A 22379-nucleotide genomic window follows, 5' to 3' on the forward strand; every position below is an offset into this window, starting at 1 on the left:
AGAATTGCCGTCCTTCGACAGGCCGGGCCGCCCCCGGCCTGTCGTTTATTCTAATCAGGAAGTGAGCGTTTCCTATGGCGACGATCAATCAGCTGGTCCGTAAAGGGCGTAAGCGCCGTGTGGCCAAGAGCAACGTCCCAGCGCTGGAGGCATCGCCTCAGAAGCGCGGCGTCTGCACCCGGGTCTACACGACCACGCCGAAGAAGCCGAACTCGGCGCTGCGTAAGGTCGCGCGCGTGCGGCTTACCAATAACTATGAGGTGAGCTCCTACATCGGTGGTGAGGGGCACAACCTCCAGGAACACTCCGTTGTTCTGATTCGGGGTGGTCGTGTCAAGGACTTGCCGGGTGTGCGCTACCACGTGGTGCGTGGTGCGGCGGATACCGCCGGGGTCGACAAGCGCCGCCAGGGCCGTTCCAAGTACGGCGCCAAGCGGCCGAAGTCCTGATCGGCCACGCGGTCGGCAGTCCGGTTTTCTCAAGGGTTAGGTAAAGACCATGCCGAGAAGAAGAGAGGTTCCCAAGCGTAAGGTTCTTGCGGATCCGAAGTATGGAAGCGAGTTGTTGACCAAGTTCGTCAACATGGTCATGCGCGACGGCAAGCGCTCCGTCGCCGAGAAGATCATGTACGGCGCGCTGGAGCGCATCGAGAGCAAGGGTCACGAGACGCCGATGGAGGTGCTTGAGACCGCGCTGGAGAATGTGCAGCCGAAGGTCGAGGTGAAATCCCGTCGGGTCGGCGGTGCCACCTATCAGGTGCCGGTTGAGGTGCGTCCCGAGCGTCGGACCACGCTCGCCATGCGCTGGTTGCTCGATGCGGCCCGCAAGCGCGGCGAGACCACCATGGCTCTGCGGCTGGCCGGCGAGATGCTGGATGCCTCCGAGAGTCGTGGCGCGGCCGTCAAGAAGCGCGAGGACACGCACCGCATGGCGGAGGCCAACAAGGCCTTCTCCCATTATCGCTGGTAAGCAACGCCAATCGGGGTATTAGCTGTGGCACGCAAGACACCCATCGAACGGTATCGCAACATCGGCATCATGGCCCACATCGATGCCGGCAAGACGACCGCGACCGAGCGCATCCTGTTCTACACCGGTATCTCCCACAAGATTGGGGAGACCCACGAAGGGGCCGCGGTGATGGACTGGATGTCGCAGGAGCAGGAGCGTGGGATCACCATCACCTCCGCTGCGACGACCGCGTTCTGGCAGGGTATGGACCAGCAATACCCCCAGCATCGCATCAACATCATCGACACCCCCGGTCACGTGGACTTCACCATTGAGGTGGAGCGCTCCCTGCGTGTGCTGGACGGGGCCATTGCCGTGTTCTGCGCGGTGGGTGGTGTCGAGCCGCAGTCCGAGACCGTTTGGCGCCAGGCGACCAAGTACGAAGTGCCGCGTATGGCCTTCGTCAACAAGATGGACCGCGCCGGCGCCAATTTCGGGCGCGTGGTCGAGCAGATCCGCACCCGGCTGAAGGCCACCCCGGTGCCACTGCAGCTTCCCATCGGGGCCGAGGACGAGTTCAAGGGCGTTGTCGACCTGGTCCGGATGAAGGCGATCTACTGGAACGAAGAGGACATGGGGGTCACCTACGAGCAGACCGATGTCCCGGCCGAGCTGGCCGATGAGGCTGCCGAGGCCCGTGAGTTCCTGGTGGAGGCCGCCGCCGAGGCCGACGAAGAGCTCATGGACAAGTACCTCGAAGGGGGTGAGTTGACCGTCGAGGAGATCAACCGGGGCCTGCGGGCGCGAACCCTGGCCAACGAGATCGTCCCGGCCTTCTGCGGCAGCGCCTTCAAGAACAAAGGCGTGCAGGCGCTGCTCGATGGCGTGATCGAATACCTCCCGTCGCCGGTGGATGTCCCCGCCATCGAGGGCGAGCTGGACGATGCCGATGGCACCGTCGCCACCCGGAAGCCGGGCGACGATCAGCCCTTCGCGGCACTGGCCTTTAAGATCGCCACCGACCCCTATGTGGGCACGCTAACCTTCTTCCGGGTCTACTCCGGCGTGGTGCAGACCGGCGACACCGTCTTCAACCCGGTGAAGGGCAAGAAGGAGCGTCTGGGCCGTATCGTGCAGATGCACGCCAACTCCCGTGAGGAGATCAAAGAGGTGCGTGCCGGCGATATCGCCGCCGCCGTCGGCCTGAAGGACGTCACCACCGGTGACACCCTTTGCGACATCAATAACAAGATCACCCTGGAGCGGATGGAGTTCCCCGATCCGGTGATCTCGGTCGCGGTGGAGCCGAAGACCAAGGGCGACCAGGAAAAGATGGGCATGGCCCTGGGCAAGCTGGCCCAGGAGGACCCCTCCTTCCAGGTCCGCACCGACGAGGAGTCCGGCCAGACCATTATCTCCGGCATGGGCGAGCTGCACCTGGACATCATCGTCGACCGCCTGAAGCGGGAGTTCAAGGTCGAGGCCAATGTAGGCGCGCCGCAGGTGGCCTACCGGGAGACCATTCGCAAGACGGTGGAGCAGGAAGGCAAGTTCGTGCGCCAGTCGGGCGGTCGCGGCCAGTACGGCCACGTCCACCTGCGGATCTCACCGCAGGAGCGCAACGCCGGTTACGAGTTCGTCAACTCCATCGTCGGTGGTGTGGTTCCGAAGGAATACATTCCCTCGGTGGATAAAGGTGCCTACGAGGCGCTGGAAAATGGTATCCTTGCCGGCTTCCCTGCGATCGACGTGAAGGTCGAGCTGTACGACGGCTCTTATCACGACGTCGACTCCTCCGAGGCCGCCTTCAAGATCGCCGGCTCCATGGCGATGAAGGAAGGGTTCATGAAGGCCGACCCGGTGCTCCTGGAGCCCATCATGCGGGTCGAGGTGGTCACGCCGGAGGAGTACATGGGCGATGTCATGGGCGATCTCAACCGACGCCGTGGCACCGTTCAGGGCATGGAGGACGGCCCTTCCGGCAAGATCATCCGGGCCCAGGTCCCGCTGAAGGAGATGTTCGGTTACGCCACCGACCTCCGTTCGGCCACCCAGGGCCGCGCCTCCTACGTCATGTTCTTCGACGAGTACCAGGAGGCCCCGGCGAGCATCGCCGACGAGATCATCAAGAAGGCCTCCTGAGGCTGATCGGACTGAGATAGCGGGCGGGCGCACAGGTCGCCCGGGCAGAAAAAGCAACGAGGTGTGTCGTGTCCAAGAGCAAGTTTGAGCGTAAGAAGCCACACGTAAACGTAGGGACCATTGGTCACGTTGACCATGGTAAGACGACGCTGACGGCGGCGATGACGGTGGTGCTGGCGGAAGCGTTTGGGGGTGACGCCCGGGCCTTTGATCAGATTGACAACGCGCCGGAGGAGAAGGCGCGTGGTATCACGATTGCGACGGCGCACGTGGAGTATGAGACGAGTGAGCGTCACTATGCGCACGTGGACTGCCCGGGTCACGCGGATTATGTGAAGAACATGATCACGGGTGCGGCGCAGATGGACGGTGCCATTTTGGTGGTGTCTGCTGCGGACGGTCCGATGCCGCAGACGCGGGAGCACATTTTGCTGGCGCGTCAGGTGGGTGTGCCGTACATCGTGGTTTACCTGAACAAGGCGGACATGGTGGACGACGAGGAGCTTCTGGAGCTGGTGGAGATGGAGGTCCGGGAGCTTCTGAGTGATTACGATTTCCCGGGTGATGACACGCCGGTGATCACGGGTTCGGCGCTGAAGGCGCTGGAGGGTGATGACTCGGAGATTGGCAAGCCGTCGATCATCAAGCTGGCGGAGGCGATGGATGAGTACATTCCGACGCCGGAGCGTCCGGTGGATCAGCCGTTCCTGATGCCGATTGAGGACGTGTTCTCGATTTCGGGTCGGGGCACGGTGGTGACGGGTCGTGTGGAGCGTGGTGTGATCAAGACCGGTGAGGAGGTTGAGATTGTGGGTCTGAAGGAGACCCAGAAGACGACCTGCACGGGTGTTGAGATGTTCCGCAAGATGCTGGACCAGGGTGAGGCCGGTGATAACATCGGTGCGCTGCTGCGTGGCACCAAGCGAGATGAGGTGGAGCGTGGTCAGGTGCTGTGCAAGCCGGGCAGCATCACGCCGCACACGAAGTTTGAGTGTGAGGTGTACGTGCTGAGCAAGGACGAGGGGGGTCGACACACCCCGTTCTTTAACGGTTACCGTCCGCAGTTTTACTTCCGTACCACGGACGTGACCGGTTCCTGCGAGCTGCCCGAGGGTGTGGAGATGGTGATGCCGGGTGACAACGTCAAGATGACGGTGTCGCTGATTGCGCCCATCGCCATGGAAGATGGGCTGCGTTTCGCGGTCCGCGAGGGCGGCCGCACCGTGGGTGCCGGCGTCGTCTCCAAGATCATCGAGTAACATCATGGCGAATCAGAGAATCCGAATTCGACTGAAGGCGTTCGATCACCGTTTGATCGATCAGTCTGCGCGGGAGATCGTAGAGACGGCGAAGCGGACCGGGGCGCATGTCAAGGGCCCGATCCCATTGCCAGTGAAGAAGGAAAAGTTTACGATCCTCATCTCGCCGCACGTCAACAAGGACGCGCGGGACCAGTATGAGATCCGTACCCACAAGCGCCTCATGGATATCATCGACCCCACTGATAAGACGGTCGATGCCCTTATGAAGCTGGATCTCGCCGCTGGCGTAGACGTTCAGATCAAGCTGTACTGAACCCGTCCGTCAAAGCCTATGCCGCCCCGCCGCACCCGCCGGCGGGGGGTACGCTTTGTTGATAGGAGTCAACCATGTCTATCGGAATAGTCGGCCGCAAAGCCGGCATGACGCGCGTCTTCACTGAGGACGGGGCGTCGGTGCCGGTTACGGTTATTGAGGCCTCGCCCAACCGGGTCACGCAGGTGCGCACCCCGGAGCGCGATGGCTACAGCGGCGTGCAGGTGACCGCCGGCAGCCGCCGTCCCAACCGGGTCAGCAAGCCCATGGCAGGGCATTTCGCCGCCGCCGGCGTCGATGCCGGTCGCGGTGTCTGGGAGTTCCGCGTCAGCGACGGTCAGGCCATTGAGCTTGAGGCCGGCAAAGAGCTGACCGTGGAGACCTTCGAGGCCGGTCAGGTGGTGGACATCACCGGCACCAGCAAGGGCAAGGGCTTCGCCGGCACCGTCAAGCGGCACAACTTCCGCACCCAGGACGCGACCCACGGCAACTCCCTGGCGCACCGGGCCCCGGGCTCCATCGGTCAGAACCAGACCCCCGGCCGGGTGTTCAAGGGCAAGAAGATGGCCGGCCAGATGGGTAACAAGCGCAGCACCGTCAAGAATCTCGAGGTGGTGCGCGTGGATGCCGAGCGCCATCTCCTCCTGGTGCGCGGCTCGGTGCCCGGCGCGGTGGGCAGTGATGTCATCGTGCGCCCCGCGCGCAACCAGCGAAAGAAGGGGGATAGCTGATGGAACTTCAGCTCAGGAACGCGCAGGGTCAGACCGACGGCTCGGTGCAGGTGGCGGACGCCGCCTTCGGCGACCGGTTCCGCGAGGCGCTGATCCATCAGGTGGTCGTGGCCTATCTCGCCGGCGCCCGCGCCGGGACCCGCGCCCAGAAGACCCGCGCCGAAGTGCGCGGTGGCGGCGCCAAGCCCTGGCGGCAGAAAGGCACTGGCCGGGCCCGCGCCGGCACTATCCGCAGCCCGATCTGGGTCGGCGGTGGCCGCGCTTTCGCGGCCCGGCCGCAGGACCACGGCCAAAAGGTCAACAAGAAGATGTACCGCGGTGCCCTCCGCTCCATCTTCTCCGAGTTGGCCCGTCAGGAGCGCCTGGTGGTGGTCGAGAGCATCGGCGTCGATGAGCCCAAGACCGCCAAGCTCGCTGCCCAACTGGAGCAGTTGGGCGTTGAGCGGCCGCTGATCGTCGCCGACGAGGTGGATCAGAACCTGTACCTGGCGGCCCGTAACCTGCCGGGCGTGGATGTCCGCGACGTCCCCGGGCTCGACCCGGTGGCCCTGGTGGGTGCCGAGCAGGTGGTCATTACCGTGCAGGCCCTGCGTCAGGTCGAGGAGTGGCTGTCATGAGAATCGAGCGTTTGTACGAGGTCGTGCGCGCGCCGCACATCTCTGAAAAGAGCACCCTGGCAGCCGAGGAGCGCAACGAGGTGGTCTTCAAGGTCGCCGTGGATGCCCGCAAGGCGGAGATCCGCCAGGCCGTCGAGCAGCTGTTCGACGTCAAGGTCCGGGACGTGCGCACCGTCAAGATGAAGGGTAAGCGCAAGCGTTTCGGCCGGCTGGAGGGCAAGCGGCCCGACTGGAAGAAGGCCTACGTCACCCTGGAAGAGGGTAACGAGATCGATTTCCTCGGCGGCGCCGAGTAACGTTCACGGGCAGCGGCAAGGCTGCCCCAGACTGGAACGGGCAGAACAATGGCACTGGTTAAGGCAAAACCGACTTCTCCGGGGCGCCGCTTCGTCGTGACGGTGCGCAATAAGGAGCTCCACGCCGGGGCGCCTTATGAGCCGCTGGTCGAGAAGAAGACTCGCAAGGGCGGTCGCAACAACACCGGGCGGATCACCACGCGGCACCGCGGCGGCGGTCACAAGCAGCGCTACCGGGTGATCGACTTCCGTCGCGACAAGGACGGGGTCCCCGGGCAGGTGGAGCGGCTGGAGTACGATCCCAACCGCAGCGCCAATATTGCATTGGTACTTTATCGGGACGGCGAGAGAAGGTATATTATCGCGCCCCGTGGCGTCTCGGCCGGTACGGAGATCGTTTCCGGGGTCGATGCGCCAATCAAACCGGGCAATGCGCTGCCGCTGCGCAATATCCCGGTGGGCACGCAGGTGCACTGCGTGGAGCTGCGCCCGGGCAAGGGTGCCCAGTTGGCGCGCTCCGCCGGTGCCAACGCCCAGTTGGTTGCGCGGGAAGGGCGCTACGCCACCGTGCGGCTGCGTTCGGGTGAGATGCGCCAGGTGCTGGCCGAGTGCAAGGCCACCGTCGGCGAGGTCGGCAACTCCGAGCACGCGCTGCGCTCGCTCGGCAAGGCCGGCGCCAAGCGGCACAAGGGTATTCGTCCCACCGTTCGTGGTGTTGCCATGAACCCGGTCGACCACCCCCATGGTGGCGGTGAGGGCCGGACCTCCGGCGGCCGCCACCCGGTTTCGCCGTGGGGTGTGCCCACTAAGGGTCACAAGACCCGCAGCAACAAGCGCACCGACAAGTTCATTGTGCGCCGTCGGAAACGCTAAGGATTAACGAGGGTCGTCTACCGTGCCACGTTCAGTCAAAAAGGGTCCGTTCGTTGATGGCCACCTGCTCAGCAAGGTGGAGAAGGCGCGCGAGAGCAACAGCAAGCGGCCGATCAAGACCTGGTCGCGGCGGTCCATGGTCCTGCCGCAGATGGTGGGCCTGACTATCGCCATCCACAACGGTCGTCAGCATGTGCCGGTCCTGATCAATGAGAACATGGTCGGCCACAAGCTCGGTGAGTTCGCTGCGACCCGCACCTACCGCGGTCACGCGGCGGGCAAGAAAACCAAGTAGGGGTAAGGCATGGAAACTTCCGCCAAACTCAAGTTCTCGCGCCTGTCGCCGCAGAAGGCGCGGTTGGTCGCAGACCAGGTGCGCGGGCTGCCGGTCGAGAAGGCGCTCGAGATTCTCGAATTCAGCCCGAAAAAGGCTGCTGCGATCGTGCGCAAGGTGCTCGATTCGGCGGTTGCCAACGCTGAGCACAACGATGGGGCCGACATCGACGCCCTGCGCGTCGCGCGCATCTTCGTCGATGAGGGGCCGATGCTCAAGCGGATTCGCCCGCGAGCCAAGGGGCGGGCCAACCGCATCCTGAAGCGGACCAGCCACATCACCGTCACGGTGGCAGAGCAGCAGTAAAGAGGGGCCGTAATGGGGCACAAAGTACATCCTACGGGTTTTCGTCTCGGTGTCACCGAAGACTGGCGGTCCATGTGGTACGCCGGCAGCAGTAACTTCGGTGAGTACCTCAACACCGATCTGCAGGTGCGCAACTTCATTCGTAAGAAGCTCGCGCACGCATCGGTGAGCCGGATCCGCATCGAGCGGCCCGCAAAGAACGCGCTGGTGACCATCCACACCGCCCGTCCCGGCATTGTCATTGGGAAAAAGGGCGAGGATATCGATCGGCTGCGGGGCGAAGTGGCCCGGCTGATGGGTGTACCGGTGCACATCAACATTGAAGAGATCCGCAAGCCGGAGCTCGACGCCAAGCTGGTCGCCGAGAGTGTGGCCCAGCAGCTGGAGCGGCGCATCATGTTCCGCCGCGCCATGAAGCGGGCCGTGGGCAACGCCATGCGGCTCGGCGCCCAGGGCATCAAGGTGCACGTCTCCGGTCGTCTCAACGGCGCCGAGATCGCGCGCAGCGAGTGGTACCGCGAGGGGCGCGTGCCGCTGCATACCCTGCGCGCCAACATCGACTACGGGGTCGCCGAGGCCCACACCACCTATGGCGTGATCGGCGTCAAGGTCTGGGTCTTCAAGGGCGAGATCATCGACAGCGACGCCCAGCCGGCGGCTGGTGGCGAAGGCGCCCGTCAGGGCAAGGGTTGAAGTCATGCTACAGCCGAAGAGAACGAAGTTTCGGAAACAGCAGAAGGGCCGCAACTACGGCCTGGCCTCGCGCGGCAACGCCGTCTCCTTCGGTGAGTACGGGCTCAAGGCCGTGACGCGCGGTCCGATTACCGCGCGCCAGATCGAGGCCGGCCGGCGGGCCATCAACCGCCACGTCAAGCGTGGTGGCAAGGTCTGGATCCGGGTCTTCCCGGACAAGCCGATCACCGCCAAGCCGCTGGAAGTGCGGCAGGGTAAGGGTAAGGGCAACGTGGACCACTGGGCCTTTCCGGTGCAGCCGGGCCGCGTGCTCTATGAGATCGAGGGCGTTTCCGAGGAGCTGGCGCGCGAGGCGTTCCGCCGCGCGGCGGCCAAGCTGCCGGTCAGGACCACCTTTGTGCAGCGGACGGTGCTGTGATGAAAGCGAGCGAACTCAGAGAGAAAGACGTAACCGCTCTGCAGGCCGAGCTCGGTGAGCGCCTCAAGGAGCGTTTTAACCTGCGCATCCAACAGGCGACCGGGCAACTGGCGCGGCCGGATCAACTCCGGAAGGTTCGTCGCGACATCGCCCGGGTCAAGACGGTGCTCAACGAGAAGACGGCAGGTAAGGCGTGATGACTGAGAATGAGAAGGTGACCCGGAACGTCCAGGGCCGGGTAGTCAGCAACAAGGCCGACAAGACCATCACGGTGCTGGTGGAGCGGCGGGTTCGTCATCCGCTTTATGGGAAGTACATCCGGCGCTCTTCCAAGATGCAAGCCCACGACGAAGGCAATGAGTGCCAGGTCGGGGATGTGGTCACCATCGAGCAGTGCCGGCCGATCTCCAAGAGCAAGGCCTGGCGGTTGGTCAAGGTACTCGAGCGCGCCGCTCAGTAAGCGCGCGCAAGGCTCGACCCCAAGCGGTCGCAGTGCGGACACAGACAGCGGGATATCGCCATGATTCAGATGCAGACCACCCTGGGTGTAGCCGACAATTCCGGCGCGCGCCAGGTCCAGTGTATTAAGGTGCTCGGGGGCTCCCGGCGCCGTTATGCCGGCATCGGCGACATTATCAAGGTGAGCGTCAAGGATGCGATCCCGCGTGGGCGGGTCAAGAAGGGCGAGGTGTACAACGCCGTCGTCGTTCGGACCCGCCGCGGTGTACGCCGTCCGGACGGCTCCGTCATCCGATTCGACGGCAATGCCGCCGTGCTGCTGAATAACCAGCTTCAGCCCATTGGAACCCGCGTATTCGGGCCCGTGACCCGGGAGCTGCGCAGCGAGAAGTTCATGCGCATCATCTCCCTGGCGCCCGAGGTGCTTTGAAGAGGTAGTCATGCGCAAGATCAGGCAAGGCGACGACGTCGTCATCATCGCCGGCAAGGACAAAGGCCGTCGCGGGCGTGTCATTCGGGTGTATCCCGACCAGGAGAAGCTCCTGGTCGAGAACGTCAACGTGGTGAAGCGCCACCGAAAGGGTAACCCGCAGCAGGGCGAGGCCGGCGGCATCATCGAGCAGGAAAAGCCGATCCATCAGTCCAACGTGGCGCTCTACAACCCAGCCACGGAGAAGGGTGATCGTGTAGGCATCCGGGTGCTGGAGGACGGGAGCAAGGCCCGTTACTTCAAGTCCAACAACGAACTGGTCGACGGTTAAGGTGCGGTGATGGTCAGGCTGCAAGAACAGTATCAAGCCGAGGTCAAGCAGGCCCTGCGGGACCGGTTCGGCTATGACAACGTGATGGAGATTCCGCGGCTCAGCAAGGTCACCCTGAACATGGGCCTGGGCGAGGCGGTACGGGACAAGAAGGTCCTGGAGAGCGCGCAGGCGGAGATGGCGGAGATCGCCGGTCAGAAGCCGATTCTGACTTACGCCCGCAAGTCGGTGGCCGGGTTCAAGATCCGCGACGGCTGGCCCATCGGCTGCAAGGTGACGCTGCGCCGGGAGCGGATGTATGAGTTCCTGGACCGGTTCATCAACGTGGCCGCGCCGCGCATCCGCGACTTCCGCGGCTTCAATCCGCGGTCGTTTGACGGCCGGGGCAACTACAACCTCGGTGTCCGGGAACAGCTGATCTTCCCGGAGATCGACTACGAAAAAGTGGACGCCGTGCGCGGGATGGATATCACCATCACCACGACGGCGAAGACCGACGAGGAGGGCCAGGCCCTGCTCGAAGGCTTCAACTTCCCGTTCCGCAAGTAAACAGACGAGATAGGTTCCGGCGATGGCAAAGGTTTCAATGGTTGAGCGCGAGCGCAAGCGGCAGAAGACGGTCCGCCGCTTTGCCGCGAAGCGCGAGGCGCTGAAGGCGATTATCAACAGCGTTGACGCCACCCAGCAGGAGCGGTTCGAGGCGCAGCTGAAGTTGCAGAAGCTGCCGCGGGACTCGAGCCCTGTCCGGGGCAGGAACCGCTGCCGTGTGACCGGTCGGCCGAGGGGCTATTACCGCAAGTTCGGGCTGGGGCGGAACAAGCTCCGCGAGGCGGCCATGAACGGCGAGATTCCCGGTCTGGTCAAGTCCAGCTGGTAAGCCCGCTCGCGCTACCCATACAGGCAGGTATAACCATGAGCATGACCGATCCCATTGCTGACATGCTGACCCGCGTTCGCAACGCCCAACGGGCGGAGAAGGCCGAAGTCAGCATGCCGTCGTCGAAGATCAAGCAGGCCATCGCCAACGTGCTGAAGGAAGAGGGCTACATCGAGTCCTTTGAGGTCGGCGGCGATGAGAAGAAGCCGGAGCTGAAGATCAGCTTGCGCTACTACCAGGGCGAGCCGGTGATCCGCGAGCTGGAGCGGGCCTCCAGCCCGGGGCTGCGGCTGTTCAAGGACAAGGGTTCTCTGCCCCGCGTGCGTAACGGGCTGGGCGTGGCCATTGTCTCCACTTCCAAGGGCGTGATGACCGACCGTGCCGCCAGGGAGGCGGGTCACGGTGGTGAGGTGCTCTGCTACGTCTTCTAAGGCAGGTTGAACAATGTCGAGAGTAGCGAAACGACCCGTCAAGGTGCCGTCCGGAGTGGAGGTCAAGCTTGATGGGCAGGACGTCAAGGTAAAGGGCCCGAAGGGCGAGCTGGCCTGGACGGTTCACGATTGGGTGGCCGTTGAGCAGGCAGACGGCGAGCTGCGGGTTCAGGCGCAACTGGATGACCGGCGCGCGGTTGCCCTGGCTGGGACCACCCGGGCCCTTCTGAACAACATGGTCACCGGGGTGAGCCAGGGCTTCGAGCGCAAGCTCGAGCTGCGTGGCGTTGGCTACCGGGCGCAGGTCCAGGGCAAGAACCTGAACCTGACCCTGGGCTTCAGCCATCCGGTGGATTACCCGGTTCCCGAGGGGATCACCATCGAGGCGCCCAGCCAGACGGAAATCGTCGTCAAGGGCGCTGACAAGCAACAGGTGGGCGAGGTCGCCGCGCAGATCCGGGCGTTCCGGCCGCCGGAGCCCTACAAGGGCAAAGGCGTGCGGTACGCGGATGAGCGCGTGGTCCTCAAGGAAGCCAAGAAGAAGTAGGCAGGTTCAGGCGTATGGATAAGAAAGCAACCCGTTTGCGGCGTGCGCGCCGGGCCCGCGCCAAGATCGCCGAGCTCAAGGTGCATCGGTTGAGCGTGCACCGCACGCCGCGGCACATGTATGCGCAGATCATCGCCCCGGACGGCGGCCGCACCCTGGTCGCCGCTTCGACGGTGGAGAAGGATCTGCGCAGCCGGGCCGAGGGCACCGGCAACTGCTCGGCCGCTGCCGAGGTGGGCCGGCTCATCGCCGAGCGTGCCAAGGCCGCAGGTGTTGAGCGCGTGGCCTTCGATCGCTCCGGCTTCAAGTATCATGGCCGGGTGAAGACGCTGGCAGATGCCGCCCGCGAGGCCGGCCTGCAATTCTAATCAGGGGCAGGATTCATGGCGAATACTGACGCACAGAATGACGGCCTTCGCGAGAAGCTGGTCGCGATCAACCGGGTCGCCAAAGTCGTCAAGGGCGGCCGGCAGTTCGGTTTCACCGCGCTGGCCGTGGTAGGTGATGGTGACGGCCAGGTGGGCTTCGGCTACGGCAAGGCGCGTGAGGTGCCGGCCGCCATCCAGAAGGCGATGGAAAAGGCGCGGGCCAACATGAAGCGGGTTCACCTCGATGGGGGCACGCTGCAGTACGCGGTCACGGCCAACCACGGCTCGTCCAAGGTCTACATGCAGCCAGCGTCGGCCGGTACCGGCATCATCGCCGGCGGGGCTATGCGCGCGGTTTTTGAGGTGGTGGGTGTCCAGGACGTGCTGGCCAAGGCGATCGGTTCCCGCAACCCCATCAACGTGGTGCGCGCCACCATCAAGGGGCTGACGGACGTGGACTCCCCGGATGCCGTTGCGGCCCGCCGGGGCAAGAAGGTTGAGGACATCGTAGGCTAGCCATGACGACTCAAAAGCAGCTCAAGGTGACCCAGAAGCGCAGCACCGTCGGCCGGATTGCCAGCCACAAGGCCTGTGTGGCCGGTCTGGGTCTGCGCCGCATCAATCACAGCGTGGTGGTGGCCGATACCCCGGAGAACCGGGGCATGATCAACAAGGTGGCCTACCTCCTGGAAGTCGAGGAGTGCTGACATGCGTTTGAATTCCCTCCGTCCGGCCGCCGGCAGCCGTCCCGACGCGAACCGCGTCGGCCGCGGTGCGGGTACCGGCAATGGCAAGACCGCCGGCCGTGGCCACAAGGGCCAGCACAGCCGCTCCGGGGGCTTCACCAAGGTCGGCTTCGAGGGCGGTCAAATGCCCTTGCAGCGCCGGGTGCCGAAAGTGGGCTTCCGCTCCCGCAAGGCGTTGACCCGGGCCGAGGTGCGCTTGTCCGAGCTGAACAAGGTCGAGGGTGATACCGTGGACCTGCTGACGCTGAAGCAGGCCGGCATCATCAATCGCGGCGTGCGCACGGCCAAGGTGATTGCCTCGGGCAAAGTGGAGCGCGCGGTGACGGTGCAGGGGCTGGCGGTCACCAAGGGTGCCCGCGAGGCCATCGAGGCGGCTGGCGGAAAGGTAGAGGCGTAAGTGGCCACCGGCGGGAGCAATGCGGCAGGGCTGGGCGGACTCGGCAAGCTGACCGAGGTGCGCCAGCGTCTGGTCTTCGTGCTGATGGCGCTGATTGTCTACCGCATCGGCACCCACATCACGATCCCCGGGATCGACCCCGAAGCGCTCGCCGTCATGGTGGAGCAGCAGCGGGGCACGATCCTGGAGATGTTCAACATGTTCGCCGGTGGCGCGTTGGAGCGACTCTCCATCTTCGCCCTGGGCATCATGCCGTACATCTCCTCCGCCATCATCATGCAGCTGCTCACGGCGGTGATTCCCACCCTGGAGCGGCTCAAGAAGGAAGGTGAGGCGGGCCGCCGGAAGATCACCCAGTACACCCGTTACGGGGCGCTCGGGTTGGCGATCTTCCAGGGGATCGGTATCAGTGTCGCGTTGCAGAGCCAGGGTGTGGCGGCAACGCCCGGGCCGGCCTTTGTGTTCATCAGCACGGTGACGTTGGCCACCGGGACCATGTTCCTGATGTGGCTCGGTGAACAGGTGACCGAGCGGGGTATCGGCAACGGTATCTCAATCATCATCTTCGCCGGCATCGTCGCCGGGCTGCCGAGCGCGATCGGCGGCACGCTGGAGCTCAACCGCACCGGTGAGATCGGCGCCGGGGTCATCTTGGCGCTGGCGGTGCTGGGTGTCGCGGTGGTCAGCTTCGTGGTGTTCGTGGAGCGGGGTCAGCGCCGGATCACGGTGAACTACGCGCGGCGGCAGCAGGGCCGGAAGATGTACCAGGCCCAGAGCAGCCACCTCCCGCTGAAGCTGAACATGGCCGGGGTGATTCCGCCGATCTTCGCCTCCAGCATTATCCTGTTCCCGTCGACGCTGGGGCAGTGGTTCGGCGAGGGCACCGGGATCGAATGGCTGGGGCCGCTGGCGGCCACGCTGAGCCCGGGGCAGCCGTTGTATGTGGCGTTCTACGCGGTCGCCATCATCTTCTTCTGCTTCTTCTATACGGCGCTGGTGTTCAACGCCCGCGATACGGCGGACAACCTGAAGCGCTCCGGTGCGTTTATCCCGGGGATTCGGCCGGGCGAGCAGACCGCAAAGTACATCGACAGTGTGATGAGCAGGCTCACCTTTTGGGGGGCCATCTACATCACCGCCGTCTGTCTGCTGCCGGAGTTCCTGATCCTGTACTGGAACGTGCCTTTCTACTTCGGCGGGACGTCCCTGCTGATTATCGTCATCGTCATCATGGACTTCATGGCGCAATTGCAGGCCCACCTGGTGTCGCACCAGTACGAGCCGTTGATGAAGAAGGCGAACCTCAAGGGACAGGGTCCGGCCGGCGGGGGTCTCCTGCGGTGAGACCTGGCGGCCCCCGCGCTCGCGGGGGCGCGCTCAGCGGGATTTTCTGATATCCTTCGCGCCCACCCGGGTTCGGGCAGGCGGGTGACAGGCTTTGGTTTTGGAGACGAATCATGAAAGTACGTGCGTCGGTCAAAAAGATCTGCCGTAACTGCAAGATCGTTCGCCGCAACGGTGTGGTGCGGGTGATCTGCTCCGACGGCCGGCATAAGCAGCGTCAGGGCTGAGCGGCCGGAGTTGCAGCAGGGCACTAGGTTTGGATACAATCGCGGGTTTTCCGCGCACTGAGACTGGGAGAGAGGCTTCATGGCCCGTATTGCAGGTGTCAACATTCCCGTCCACAAGCACGCCTGGGTGGCGCTGACCTCTATTTACGGCGTCGGCCGTACCCGGGCCAAGGCCATCTGCGATGAGGCAGGCGTGCCGCGGGACCGCAAGGTCAAGGAACTCACCGAGCAGGAGCTCGAGGCGATCCGTACCGCGCTGGGCAAGTACGAGGTCGAGGGTGACCTGCGTCGTGCCGTGGCCATGGACATCAAACGGCTGATGGATCTGGGCTGCTACCGCGGCATCCGTCACCGTCGCGGTCTGCCGGTACGCGGTCAGCGCACGCAGACCAATGCCCGTACCCGTAAGGGCCCGCGTCGCGGTCCGGCAGGCAAGTAACCCGCCTGCCCGCCCGGCGGGGCAGGGCCGAATAAGGGTTCGAGTGAATCTTCAAGATCAGGATTTAGCAAATGGCGAAAGCAGCGACCCGGTCACGCACTAAGCGTGCCAAGCGTACGGTGGTTGACGGCATCGCGCACATCAACGCGACCTTCAACAACACGATTATCACCATCACGGACCGCCAGGGCAATGGCCTGGCCTGGGCCAGCGCCGGCGGCAGTGGCTTTCGTGGCTCCCGTAAGAGCACGCCCTTTGCGGCCCAGGTGGCTTCCGAGCGTGCCGGCCGGGCTGCCCTGGATTACGGCCTGAAAAACCTGGAGGTTCGCGTCAAGGGCCCGGGGCCGGGTCGTGAGTCGGCGGTGCGCGCATTGAACGCCGTGGGCTACCGGATCACCAATATTTCCGACGTCAGCCCCATTCCGCACAACGGCTGCCGGCCGCCCAAGAAGCGCCGCGTCTGATCCAGGAGTTAAGTCATGGCAAGGTACATCGGTCCCACGTGTAAGCTGGCCCGCCGGGAGGGCACTGACCTCTTCCTGAAGAGCGGCGTCCGGCCGCTGGACAGCAAGTGCAAGCTCGATCAGCCCCCGGGGCCCAAGCTCCAGCGGCGCACCCGGATGTCCGACTACGGGCTGCAGCTTCGCGAGAAGCAGAAGGTGCGCCGGATGTACGGCGTGCTTGAGCGGCAGTTCCGCAACTACTACAAGGAAGCGGCCCGGCAGAAGGGGGCCACCGGCACGGTGCTGCTGCAACTGCTGGAGAGCCGGCTGGACAACGTGGTGTACCGCATGGGGTTTGCCACCACCCGTGCTGAGGCGCGCCAGCTGGTGAGCCATCGCGGCGTGCAGGTCAACGGCCGAGTGGTCAACGTGCCGTCCATGCAGGTCAGCCCGGGCGATCTGGTGGGCTTGAAAGAGAAGGCCCAGAAGCAGCTTCGCGTGCAGGCCGCGCTGGAGATGGCGCAGCAGAACGGCTGGCCCGCCTGGGTCGAGGTGGACCCCAAGAAGTTTGAGGGCACCTACAAGGCCCGTCCGGACCGTGCGGACCTTAGCGCCGAGATCAACGAGTCGCTCATCGTCGAGCTGTACTCCAAGTAATGCCGTCGCGGGCGAGTGGTCGCCCGCGCGTCCAGTCGTAGAGAGGTTTCACCGATGCAGGGGACCTTCAGGGATTTCCTCAAGCCGCGCACCGTCGACATCCAGGAACAGGGTGAGCGACGCGCGAAGATTGTGCTGGAGCCCCTCGAGCGGGGCTTCGGCCACACGCTGGGCAACGCCCTGCGCCGCGTGTTGCTGTCCTCCATGCCGGGCAGCGCCGTTGTCCAGGCAGAGATCGAGGGTGTCGAGCACGAGTACAGCAGCATGGAGGGGGTTCAGGAAGATGTTGTCGACATCCTGCTGAACCTCAAGAGCCTGGCCGTGCGGATGCACGATCGGGACGAGGCCGAGCTCACGGTGTCGGTGCAGGGGCCTGGGCCGGTCACCGCGGGCGATATCCAGACCGCCCACGATGTCGAGGTCAAGAACCCGGAGCTCCTCATTTGCACGCTCACCAAGGCGGTGGCCTTCAACGCCAAGCTGATGGTCGCCCGCGGGCGGGGCTACGAGGCCGCGACCCAGCGTGATGGGGACGAGGACCGGGTCATCGGGCGCCTGCAGCTCGACGCCAGCTACAGCCCGGTGAAGCGGGTGGCCTACACGGTGGAGAGCGCCCGCGTTGAGCAGCGGACCAACCTGGACAAGCTGGTCCTCGATGTGGAGACCAACGGTGTGCTGGAGCCGGAGGAGGCGGTGCGTTTCGCCGCCGGCCTGCTGCGCGATCAGCTCTCGGTGTTCGTGGACCTGGAAGGCGGCGAGTTCGAGGCCGAGCAGGAGGAGCAGGAGCCCGACGTGGATCCGATCCTGCTGCGTCCGATCGATGAGCTGGAGCTGACCGTCCGGTCCGCCAACTGCCTCAAGGCCGAGAGCATCCACTACGTGGGTGACCTGGTGCAGCGCACTGAGGTCGAGCTGTTGAAGACGCCGAATCTGGGCAAGAAGTCCCTGACCGAAATCAAGGAGACACTGGCCTCCCACGGCCTGTCCCTTGGTATGAGGCTGGAAAACTGGCCGCCGGCCGGTCTGGGCGAAGATCGCGTCGTGGGCTGAGGCCCGGTCGGAAACCGAACAGGAAGGGATCAGGAAAATGCGTCACCGTAAATCCGGACGTCAGTTGGGGCGCAACAGCGCGCACCGCAAGGCCATGTATCGCAACATGGCGGCCTCGCTGTTCAAGCACGAGGCCATCAAGACCACGCTGCCCAAAGCCAAGGAGCTGCGGCGCGTCGCCGAGCCGCTGATCACCATGGCCAAGAGCGACAGCGTGGCCAGCCGCCGCAAGGCCTTCGACCGCCTGCGCGACAAGGAGGTGGTGGGCAAGCTGTTCGAGGAGCTGGGGCCGCGCTATCAGGAGCGTCCTGGCGGCTATCTGCGCATCCTCAAATGCGGCTTCCGCCCGGGCGACAACGCGCCCATGGCCTTCGTTGAACTGGTGGATCGGCCGCTCCCGGTGGAAGAGGTCGAGGACGAGGACGAAGAGGAAGCCGCAGAGACCAATTGAGGGCTTTGCGGGGCGCTTTCCAAAAAAGCCGGGCCTGGCGCCCGGCTTTTTTGTGCGTGAGCGGTTTTCAGGAGGCGTGGTGTTCATCCTTTTCACGGACTTCGGTTATGAGGGGCCCTACGTCGGGCAGATGAAGGCGGTCCTGTATGCCGGCGCCCCGCAGACGCCGGTGGTCGACCTGATGCACGACGCTCCGGTCTTCCGGCCCGACGCGGCCGGCCGGTTGCTCGCCGCCTACGGCCGGGGGCTGCCCGGCGGAAGCATTACCCTGGCGGTGGTGGACCCAGGGGTGGGGGGCGAGCGACGGGCACTCGCCGCCCAGGCGGACGGTCGTTGGTGGCTCGGCCCGGACAACGGCCTGTTGGTCCCGGCGCTGCACCGCTGCCGGGACGTGGCCGTCTGGCAGTTGGCGACTCCGGCGGATGCGGCCCCGAGCTTTCACGGGCGTGATCTGTTTGCGCCGGCCGCGCTGCAAGTCCTGAAAGAGGGCCGGGTGTCGGGCCAGGCGCTGCCCCCCGGTGAGCTGGTAGGCTGGGACGCGGTCGAGCCGGTTCCAGCTATTCTCTATATTGACCGGTACGGCAACGCGGTCACTGGTCTGGACGGGGACGGGTTGGCCAACACGGCGGTGGTCGAGGCAGGGTATCGGGCCTTCCGATTCGCGCGCACCTTCGGTTGCGTCGCGCCCGGGGAGGCCTTCTGGTACCGCAATTCCAGCGGCCTAGTGGAGCTGGCCGTCAATCAGGGCCGGGCCGACGAGTGGCCGGGCGTCGAGCTCGGCGCGCCGGTTAAGGTATTCGAAGCTCACGCCGCGGGGCAACCGGGCGGGGAGGAGTCGTCATGAAGATCCAGATCGATGTGGACGGGAAACCGGAGGAGCTGCGCGCCTTTCTGGGGCTGCCGGACCTCAACCCGGTGCACGAGGCCATGGTCTCCCATCTGTTGCAACAGCTCGAGGAGAGTCGCGACCCCCAGGCCTTCATGCAGAAGTGGTTCGCCGGGAGCTTGCAGGGGGCGGAGACGCTGCAGCGGCTGATCCTGGAGAGCCTGCACCGGCCTGGGGCCGGCGCCGGGAAGAAGGACTGACGCCGGCTGGACGCCCCGGGGCCGCCAGGGCAATGCAGCGCGAAACGGCGCCGAATGGCGCCAATTCTCCGTGAGGCGCGCCGCCATCTGCTACAATCCGTGCTCCGATAAGTAGACCCGGCCTTTAGCACCCTTGAGGCGAAGGGCCAGTCCATCCAAGAGTTCGAGAGGAGATCGCCCGATGAAAGCACCTGTGCGCGTCGCGGTGACCGGTGCCGCCGGTCAGATTGGTTACAGTTTGCTGTTCCGTATCGCTTCCGGGGACATGCTGGGCAAGGATCAGCCGGTGATCCTGCAGCTGCTGGAAATCACCCCGGCCCTGGAGGCCCTGAAGGGGGTGGTGATGGAGCTGGAGGACTGCGCGTTCCCGCTGGTTTCCGGGATCACCACGTCCGACAAGGCGGAAGAGGCCTTCAAGGACGCCGACATCGCCCTGCTGGTCGGCGCCCGCCCGCGCGGCCCGGGTATGGAGCGTAAGGACCTGCTGGAGGCCAACGCCGCGATCTTCTCTGCCCAGGGCAAGGCGCTGAACGATGCGGCCAGCCGGGATGTGAAGGTGCTGGTGGTGGGTAACCCCGCCAACACCAATTCGCTGATTGCCCAGCGCAACGCCCCCGACCTGGATCCGCGCAACTTCACCGCCATGACCCGCCTGGACCATAACCGCGCGGTGGCGCAGCTGGCTAACAAGACCGGTGCCCACAACACCGAGATCAAGAACATGATCATCTGGGGCAACCACTCCGCCACCCAGTACCCGGACATCAGCAAGACCAAGGTCAAGGGTGAGGCGGCGCCGGGCCTGGTCGAGCGGGACTGGTACGAGAACGACTTCATCCCCACCGTGCAGCAGCGTGGCGCGGCCATCATCAAGGCGCGCGGTGCCTCCAGCGCGGCCTCCGCCGCCAGCTCCGCCATCGACCACATCCGCGACTGGGTGCTGGGCACCCCCGAGGGCGAGTGGACTAGCATGGCGGTGCCGTCCGATGGCAGCTACGGCATTGAGAAGGGGATCATCTACTCCTATCCCTGCGTCTGCCGGAACGGCGACTACGAGATCGTCCAGGACCTGGAGATCGATGAGTTCAGCCGTGAGAAGATGCAGGCCACCGAGAAGGAGCTGGTCGAGGAGCGGGACGCGGTGGAACACCTGCTGCCCTGATCGACCCCCTTGCCGGCAGCGCCGCCCAACCGGGCCGGCGCGCCGCCGGCAGGCGCTTAACGGACGCCGTCGCACCCGATTGGGGGCGGCGGCGTTTTTTTGGCCGCCCCCAAGCAGCCCGGTTACAGCGCGCCGGCCTCCCGCAGTGCTTCTTCAAAGGCGCGTGCCATCTTTCGGTACCCCTCGGCGTTGGGGTGGACACCGTCGGCTCGTAGCCCGGAGTCGCGGAGGATACGGCCGATCACCCGACCCTCATAGGCCAGGCCATACGTCTCGGCCAGATCCCGGTAAAGGGCCGGTGGTCGCGGCGGTAGCGCCGGCTCGGGCACCCCCACCAGCAGCACCGGGACCTCCCGGCGCTGCGCCTCCTCGATCATCGCCGCCATGTTGGCGCGCAGGCGGTCCATACTCTCCCGGCGCAGGATGTCGTTGCCGCCGTGCATCAGGATCAGCAGGTCCGGCTGGTGCTCGTTGAGGGCACCGGGCAGGCGCTGTCGGCCCTCGGCCGAGCGCTCGCCAGGGACCCCGGCACGGATTACGGTCCGCCCGGTGAGCGCCTGCAACTGCTCCGGGTAGCTCTCCCCGCCCGGCGCGCCGGTCCCGTAGGTCAGGCTATCGCCGAAGGCCAGGATGACGCCGTCCTCCGGTAGGGGCGGCAGGGTCTCCGGTCGGCCGCAAGCGGCCAGCAGGACTAGGAGCAGGACCCACAGCCCAGCGTGCCGGGTTCGCAGCATCGTCAATCCGCTCCGACTAGGATAGGGTGAGGGCAGGTTACCACAGGCGGCTTTCGGGGCCCGGGGCCCAGTACGGCGGAGGAGCGGAACATGGCGAAAGGCAGGACCTGGCGGGTGGCAGTGTGTCCCGGCGATGGCATCGGGCCGGAGGTGATGGCGCCCACGGTCGCCGCGCTGCGGGCGGTGGCCGGACGCGAGGGGCTGGCGCTGGAGCTCCAGCACTACGACTGGCCGTCCCACGACTGGCACCGTCGGCACGGCGAGATGATGCCCGGGGACTGGCGCGAGCAGTTGGCCGCTCACGACGCCATCCTGCTCGGCGCCCTGGGCGACCCCGGGCCGACCAATGATCCTGATCGCTACCTGCTCTCAGATGGTGTGTCGCTGGCGCCGCTGCTGCAATTGCGCAAGGGGTTCGACCTGTGGGCCTGCGAGCGGCCGGCGGTCCGGCTGCCCGGTACGCCTCAGTACCTGGCCGACCCCCGCGCCGAGGAACTGGACATGCTGGTGATCCGCGAGAACAGCGAGGGCGAGTATGTGGCCCAGGGCGGGCGCCTGGCGCCGGGCACGGCGCGCGAGGTGGCCACTCAGGTGGAGGTGTTCACCCGCCTGGCCACCGAGCGGATCATCCGCCACGCCTTCGAGCGCGCCCTACAGCGGGCCCACCTGCGCCAGACCGGCGAGCGCCCACCGCGCCCTTTTCCGCGGACCGGCGGTGGCGAGGCCAACGCCCAGGTCTGCCTGATCACCAAGCGAAACGCCCAGGCCTACTGGGGCGAGATGTGGACGGAGATCTTCGCCGAGGTGGCGCCCGACTACCCCGAGATCGCCACCCACCATGAACTGGTGGACGCCGCCTGCATGAAGTTCGTGACCCGTCCCTGGGTGTTCGACGTGGTGGTGGCCAGCAATCTCCATGGCGACATCCTCACTGACCTGGCCGCGGTGCTCTGCGGCGGTATGGGGGTTGCCCCCTCCTGTAACATCAACCCGCAGGATCGCCGTGTGCCACCCCTGTTCGAGCCCACCCACGGCAGCGCCCCGGACATCGCCGGGCAAGGACTGGCCGGGCCTGAGGCCATGCTGCTGACCGCAGCGATGATGCTGGACTGGATGGGCGAGGAGGACCCGGCCGCGGCCCGCGCCGGTGAACGCCTGCGCCTGGCGGTAGCCGCCGACCTGCAGACCGGTAGCGGCGAGGCGCGGGGCACCGAGGCAGTGGGGGCGGCCATCCTGGACCGTCTGGATCAGCAGTGAACGCGGT

At 65.4% G+C, this 22379-nt stretch carries 37 protein-coding genes; 36 read left to right on the plus strand and 1 reads right to left on the minus strand.

Going from position 1 to position 22379, the window contains the following annotated elements; genetic code table 11:
- Positions 1-74: 74 nt before the first annotated feature.
- From rpsL to MLG_RS02495, 35 genes are all read left to right on the plus strand, one after another.
- Positions 75-449 (plus strand): 30S ribosomal protein S12, encoded by a 375-nt coding sequence (rpsL, locus tag MLG_RS02325; protein ID WP_011628203.1) that lies wholly within the window; start codon positions 75-77, stop codon positions 447-449.
- Positions 450-498: 49 nt separating this feature from the next.
- The gene (gene rpsG / locus MLG_RS02330) at positions 499-969 is read left to right on the plus strand and encodes a 30S ribosomal protein S7 (protein WP_011628204.1); all 471 of its coding nucleotides are present in this window, start codon (positions 499-501) and stop codon (positions 967-969) included.
- A 24-nt stretch (positions 970-993) separates the two neighbouring features.
- Positions 994-3093: an elongation factor G gene (fusA, locus tag MLG_RS02335; RefSeq protein WP_011628205.1), complete on the plus strand. Its 2100-nt coding sequence runs from the start codon at positions 994-996 to the stop codon at positions 3091-3093.
- Between the two features lie 68 nt (positions 3094-3161).
- Positions 3162-4352 carry an elongation factor Tu gene (gene tuf, locus MLG_RS02340; RefSeq protein WP_011628194.1) on the plus strand — a complete coding sequence of 397 codons (1191 nt, stop codon included), beginning with the start codon at positions 3162-3164 and terminating at the stop codon, positions 4350-4352.
- 4 nt (positions 4353-4356) lie between these two features.
- Positions 4357-4668, plus strand: coding sequence for a 30S ribosomal protein S10 (rpsJ, locus tag MLG_RS02345; protein ID WP_011628206.1), 312 nt, complete (start codon positions 4357-4359; stop codon positions 4666-4668).
- 74 nt (positions 4669-4742) lie between these two features.
- Positions 4743-5399 (plus strand): 50S ribosomal protein L3, encoded by a 657-nt coding sequence (gene rplC, locus MLG_RS02350; protein ID WP_011628207.1) that lies wholly within the window; start codon positions 4743-4745, stop codon positions 5397-5399.
- Positions 5399-6016, plus strand: a complete 618-nt coding sequence (gene rplD, locus MLG_RS02355; protein WP_011628208.1) for a 50S ribosomal protein L4 — start codon at positions 5399-5401, stop codon at positions 6014-6016. The genes rplC and rplD overlap by 1 nt, the downstream gene beginning before the upstream one ends.
- A complete protein-coding gene (gene rplW / locus MLG_RS02360) occupies positions 6013-6312 on the plus strand; it encodes a 50S ribosomal protein L23 (RefSeq protein WP_011628209.1) in 300 nt (99 codons plus the stop codon). The genes rplD and rplW overlap by 4 nt, the downstream gene beginning before the upstream one ends.
- A gap of 48 nt (positions 6313-6360) precedes the next feature.
- Positions 6361-7185, plus strand: a complete 825-nt coding sequence (gene rplB, locus MLG_RS02365; RefSeq protein ID WP_011628210.1) for a 50S ribosomal protein L2 — start codon at positions 6361-6363, stop codon at positions 7183-7185.
- Between the two features lie 22 nt (positions 7186-7207).
- The gene (gene rpsS, locus MLG_RS02370; RefSeq protein WP_011628211.1) at positions 7208-7480 is read left to right on the plus strand and encodes a 30S ribosomal protein S19; all 273 of its coding nucleotides are present in this window, start codon (positions 7208-7210) and stop codon (positions 7478-7480) included.
- A gap of 9 nt (positions 7481-7489) precedes the next feature.
- Complete coding sequence (gene rplV, locus MLG_RS02375; protein ID WP_011628212.1) at positions 7490-7825, plus strand: 50S ribosomal protein L22; 336 nt, start codon at positions 7490-7492, stop codon at positions 7823-7825.
- A gap of 12 nt (positions 7826-7837) precedes the next feature.
- On the plus strand, positions 7838-8518 hold the full coding sequence (gene rpsC, locus MLG_RS02380; protein ID WP_011628213.1) for a 30S ribosomal protein S3: 681 nt from the start codon (positions 7838-7840) through the stop codon (positions 8516-8518).
- A 4-nt stretch (positions 8519-8522) separates the two neighbouring features.
- Positions 8523-8936, plus strand: a complete 414-nt coding sequence (gene rplP, locus MLG_RS02385) for a 50S ribosomal protein L16 (protein WP_011628214.1) — start codon at positions 8523-8525, stop codon at positions 8934-8936.
- A complete protein-coding gene (gene rpmC, locus MLG_RS02390) occupies positions 8936-9133 on the plus strand; it encodes a 50S ribosomal protein L29 (RefSeq protein ID WP_011628215.1) in 198 nt (65 codons plus the stop codon). The genes rplP and rpmC overlap by 1 nt, the downstream gene beginning before the upstream one ends.
- Positions 9133-9396 (plus strand): 30S ribosomal protein S17, encoded by a 264-nt coding sequence (gene rpsQ / locus MLG_RS02395; RefSeq protein ID WP_011628216.1) that lies wholly within the window; start codon positions 9133-9135, stop codon positions 9394-9396. The genes rpmC and rpsQ overlap by 1 nt, the downstream gene beginning before the upstream one ends.
- A 60-nt stretch (positions 9397-9456) precedes the next feature.
- Positions 9457-9825 carry a 50S ribosomal protein L14 gene (rplN, locus tag MLG_RS02400; RefSeq protein ID WP_011628217.1) on the plus strand — a complete coding sequence of 123 codons (369 nt, stop codon included), beginning with the start codon at positions 9457-9459 and terminating at the stop codon, positions 9823-9825.
- A 10-nt stretch (positions 9826-9835) separates the two neighbouring features.
- Entirely contained in the window at positions 9836-10156 is a 321-nt protein-coding gene (gene rplX, locus MLG_RS02405) for a 50S ribosomal protein L24 (protein ID WP_011628218.1), read from the plus strand.
- A gap of 9 nt (positions 10157-10165) precedes the next feature.
- On the plus strand, positions 10166-10705 hold the full coding sequence (rplE, locus tag MLG_RS02410; protein ID WP_011628219.1) for a 50S ribosomal protein L5: 540 nt from the start codon (positions 10166-10168) through the stop codon (positions 10703-10705).
- A 22-nt stretch (positions 10706-10727) separates the two neighbouring features.
- Positions 10728-11033: a 30S ribosomal protein S14 gene (gene rpsN, locus MLG_RS02415; RefSeq protein ID WP_011628220.1), complete on the plus strand. Its 306-nt coding sequence runs from the start codon at positions 10728-10730 to the stop codon at positions 11031-11033.
- A gap of 35 nt (positions 11034-11068) precedes the next feature.
- A complete protein-coding gene (gene rpsH / locus MLG_RS02420) occupies positions 11069-11464 on the plus strand; it encodes a 30S ribosomal protein S8 (protein ID WP_011628221.1) in 396 nt (131 codons plus the stop codon).
- A 13-nt stretch (positions 11465-11477) separates the two neighbouring features.
- Positions 11478-12011: a 50S ribosomal protein L6 gene (rplF, locus tag MLG_RS02425; protein ID WP_011628222.1), complete on the plus strand. Its 534-nt coding sequence runs from the start codon at positions 11478-11480 to the stop codon at positions 12009-12011.
- 14 nt (positions 12012-12025) lie between these two features.
- Positions 12026-12379 (plus strand): 50S ribosomal protein L18, encoded by a 354-nt coding sequence (gene rplR, locus MLG_RS02430; RefSeq protein WP_011628223.1) that lies wholly within the window; start codon positions 12026-12028, stop codon positions 12377-12379.
- A 15-nt stretch (positions 12380-12394) separates the two neighbouring features.
- Positions 12395-12895 carry a 30S ribosomal protein S5 gene (gene rpsE / locus MLG_RS02435; protein WP_011628224.1) on the plus strand — a complete coding sequence of 167 codons (501 nt, stop codon included), beginning with the start codon at positions 12395-12397 and terminating at the stop codon, positions 12893-12895.
- A 2-nt stretch (positions 12896-12897) separates the two neighbouring features.
- On the plus strand, positions 12898-13086 hold the full coding sequence (rpmD, locus tag MLG_RS02440; RefSeq protein WP_011628225.1) for a 50S ribosomal protein L30: 189 nt from the start codon (positions 12898-12900) through the stop codon (positions 13084-13086).
- A 1-nt stretch (position 13087) separates the two neighbouring features.
- On the plus strand, positions 13088-13522 hold the full coding sequence (gene rplO / locus MLG_RS02445; RefSeq protein ID WP_011628226.1) for a 50S ribosomal protein L15: 435 nt from the start codon (positions 13088-13090) through the stop codon (positions 13520-13522).
- Positions 13523-14866, plus strand: coding sequence for a preprotein translocase subunit SecY (gene secY, locus MLG_RS02450; protein WP_011628227.1), 1344 nt, complete (start codon positions 13523-13525; stop codon positions 14864-14866).
- 113 nt (positions 14867-14979) lie between these two features.
- Entirely contained in the window at positions 14980-15093 is a 114-nt protein-coding gene (gene rpmJ, locus MLG_RS02455; protein ID WP_011628228.1) for a 50S ribosomal protein L36, read from the plus strand.
- Positions 15094-15172: 79 nt separating this feature from the next.
- Complete coding sequence (gene rpsM, locus MLG_RS02460; protein ID WP_011628229.1) at positions 15173-15532, plus strand: 30S ribosomal protein S13; 360 nt, start codon at positions 15173-15175, stop codon at positions 15530-15532.
- 71 nt (positions 15533-15603) lie between these two features.
- The gene (gene rpsK, locus MLG_RS02465) at positions 15604-15996 is read left to right on the plus strand and encodes a 30S ribosomal protein S11 (RefSeq protein ID WP_011628230.1); all 393 of its coding nucleotides are present in this window, start codon (positions 15604-15606) and stop codon (positions 15994-15996) included.
- A gap of 15 nt (positions 15997-16011) precedes the next feature.
- Positions 16012-16632: a 30S ribosomal protein S4 gene (rpsD, locus tag MLG_RS02470; protein WP_011628231.1), complete on the plus strand. Its 621-nt coding sequence runs from the start codon at positions 16012-16014 to the stop codon at positions 16630-16632.
- Between the two features lie 54 nt (positions 16633-16686).
- Complete coding sequence (locus tag MLG_RS02475; protein ID WP_011628232.1) at positions 16687-17682, plus strand: DNA-directed RNA polymerase subunit alpha; 996 nt, start codon at positions 16687-16689, stop codon at positions 17680-17682.
- 37 nt (positions 17683-17719) lie between these two features.
- Complete coding sequence (gene rplQ, locus MLG_RS02480; protein ID WP_011628233.1) at positions 17720-18133, plus strand: 50S ribosomal protein L17; 414 nt, start codon at positions 17720-17722, stop codon at positions 18131-18133.
- 79 nt (positions 18134-18212) lie between these two features.
- Entirely contained in the window at positions 18213-18977 is a 765-nt protein-coding gene (locus MLG_RS02485; RefSeq protein WP_011628234.1) for an SAM hydrolase/SAM-dependent halogenase family protein, read from the plus strand.
- Positions 18974-19219 (plus strand): DUF6489 family protein, encoded by a 246-nt coding sequence (locus MLG_RS02490; RefSeq protein WP_011628235.1) that lies wholly within the window; start codon positions 18974-18976, stop codon positions 19217-19219. Before MLG_RS02485 ends, MLG_RS02490 begins: the two co-directional genes overlap by 4 nt.
- 181 nt (positions 19220-19400) lie before the next feature.
- A complete protein-coding gene (locus MLG_RS02495; protein ID WP_011628236.1) occupies positions 19401-20381 on the plus strand; it encodes a malate dehydrogenase in 981 nt (326 codons plus the stop codon).
- Between the two features lie 122 nt (positions 20382-20503).
- Here MLG_RS02495 and MLG_RS02500 read toward each other — a convergent pair whose 3' ends face one another.
- A complete protein-coding gene (locus tag MLG_RS02500) occupies positions 20504-21115 on the minus strand; it encodes an arylesterase (RefSeq protein ID WP_011628237.1) in 612 nt (203 codons plus the stop codon).
- A gap of 90 nt (positions 21116-21205) precedes the next feature.
- On the opposite strand from MLG_RS02500, the gene MLG_RS02505 reads away from it, so the two are divergent.
- On the plus strand, positions 21206-22372 hold the full coding sequence (locus MLG_RS02505) for an isocitrate/isopropylmalate dehydrogenase family protein (protein WP_011628238.1): 1167 nt from the start codon (positions 21206-21208) through the stop codon (positions 22370-22372).
- Positions 22373-22379 lie beyond the last annotated feature (7 nt).

This window comes from Alkalilimnicola ehrlichii MLHE-1 (assembly GCF_000014785.1).
In the GTDB taxonomy this organism is placed as follows: domain Bacteria; phylum Pseudomonadota; class Gammaproteobacteria; order Nitrococcales; family Halorhodospiraceae; genus Alkalilimnicola; species Alkalilimnicola ehrlichii.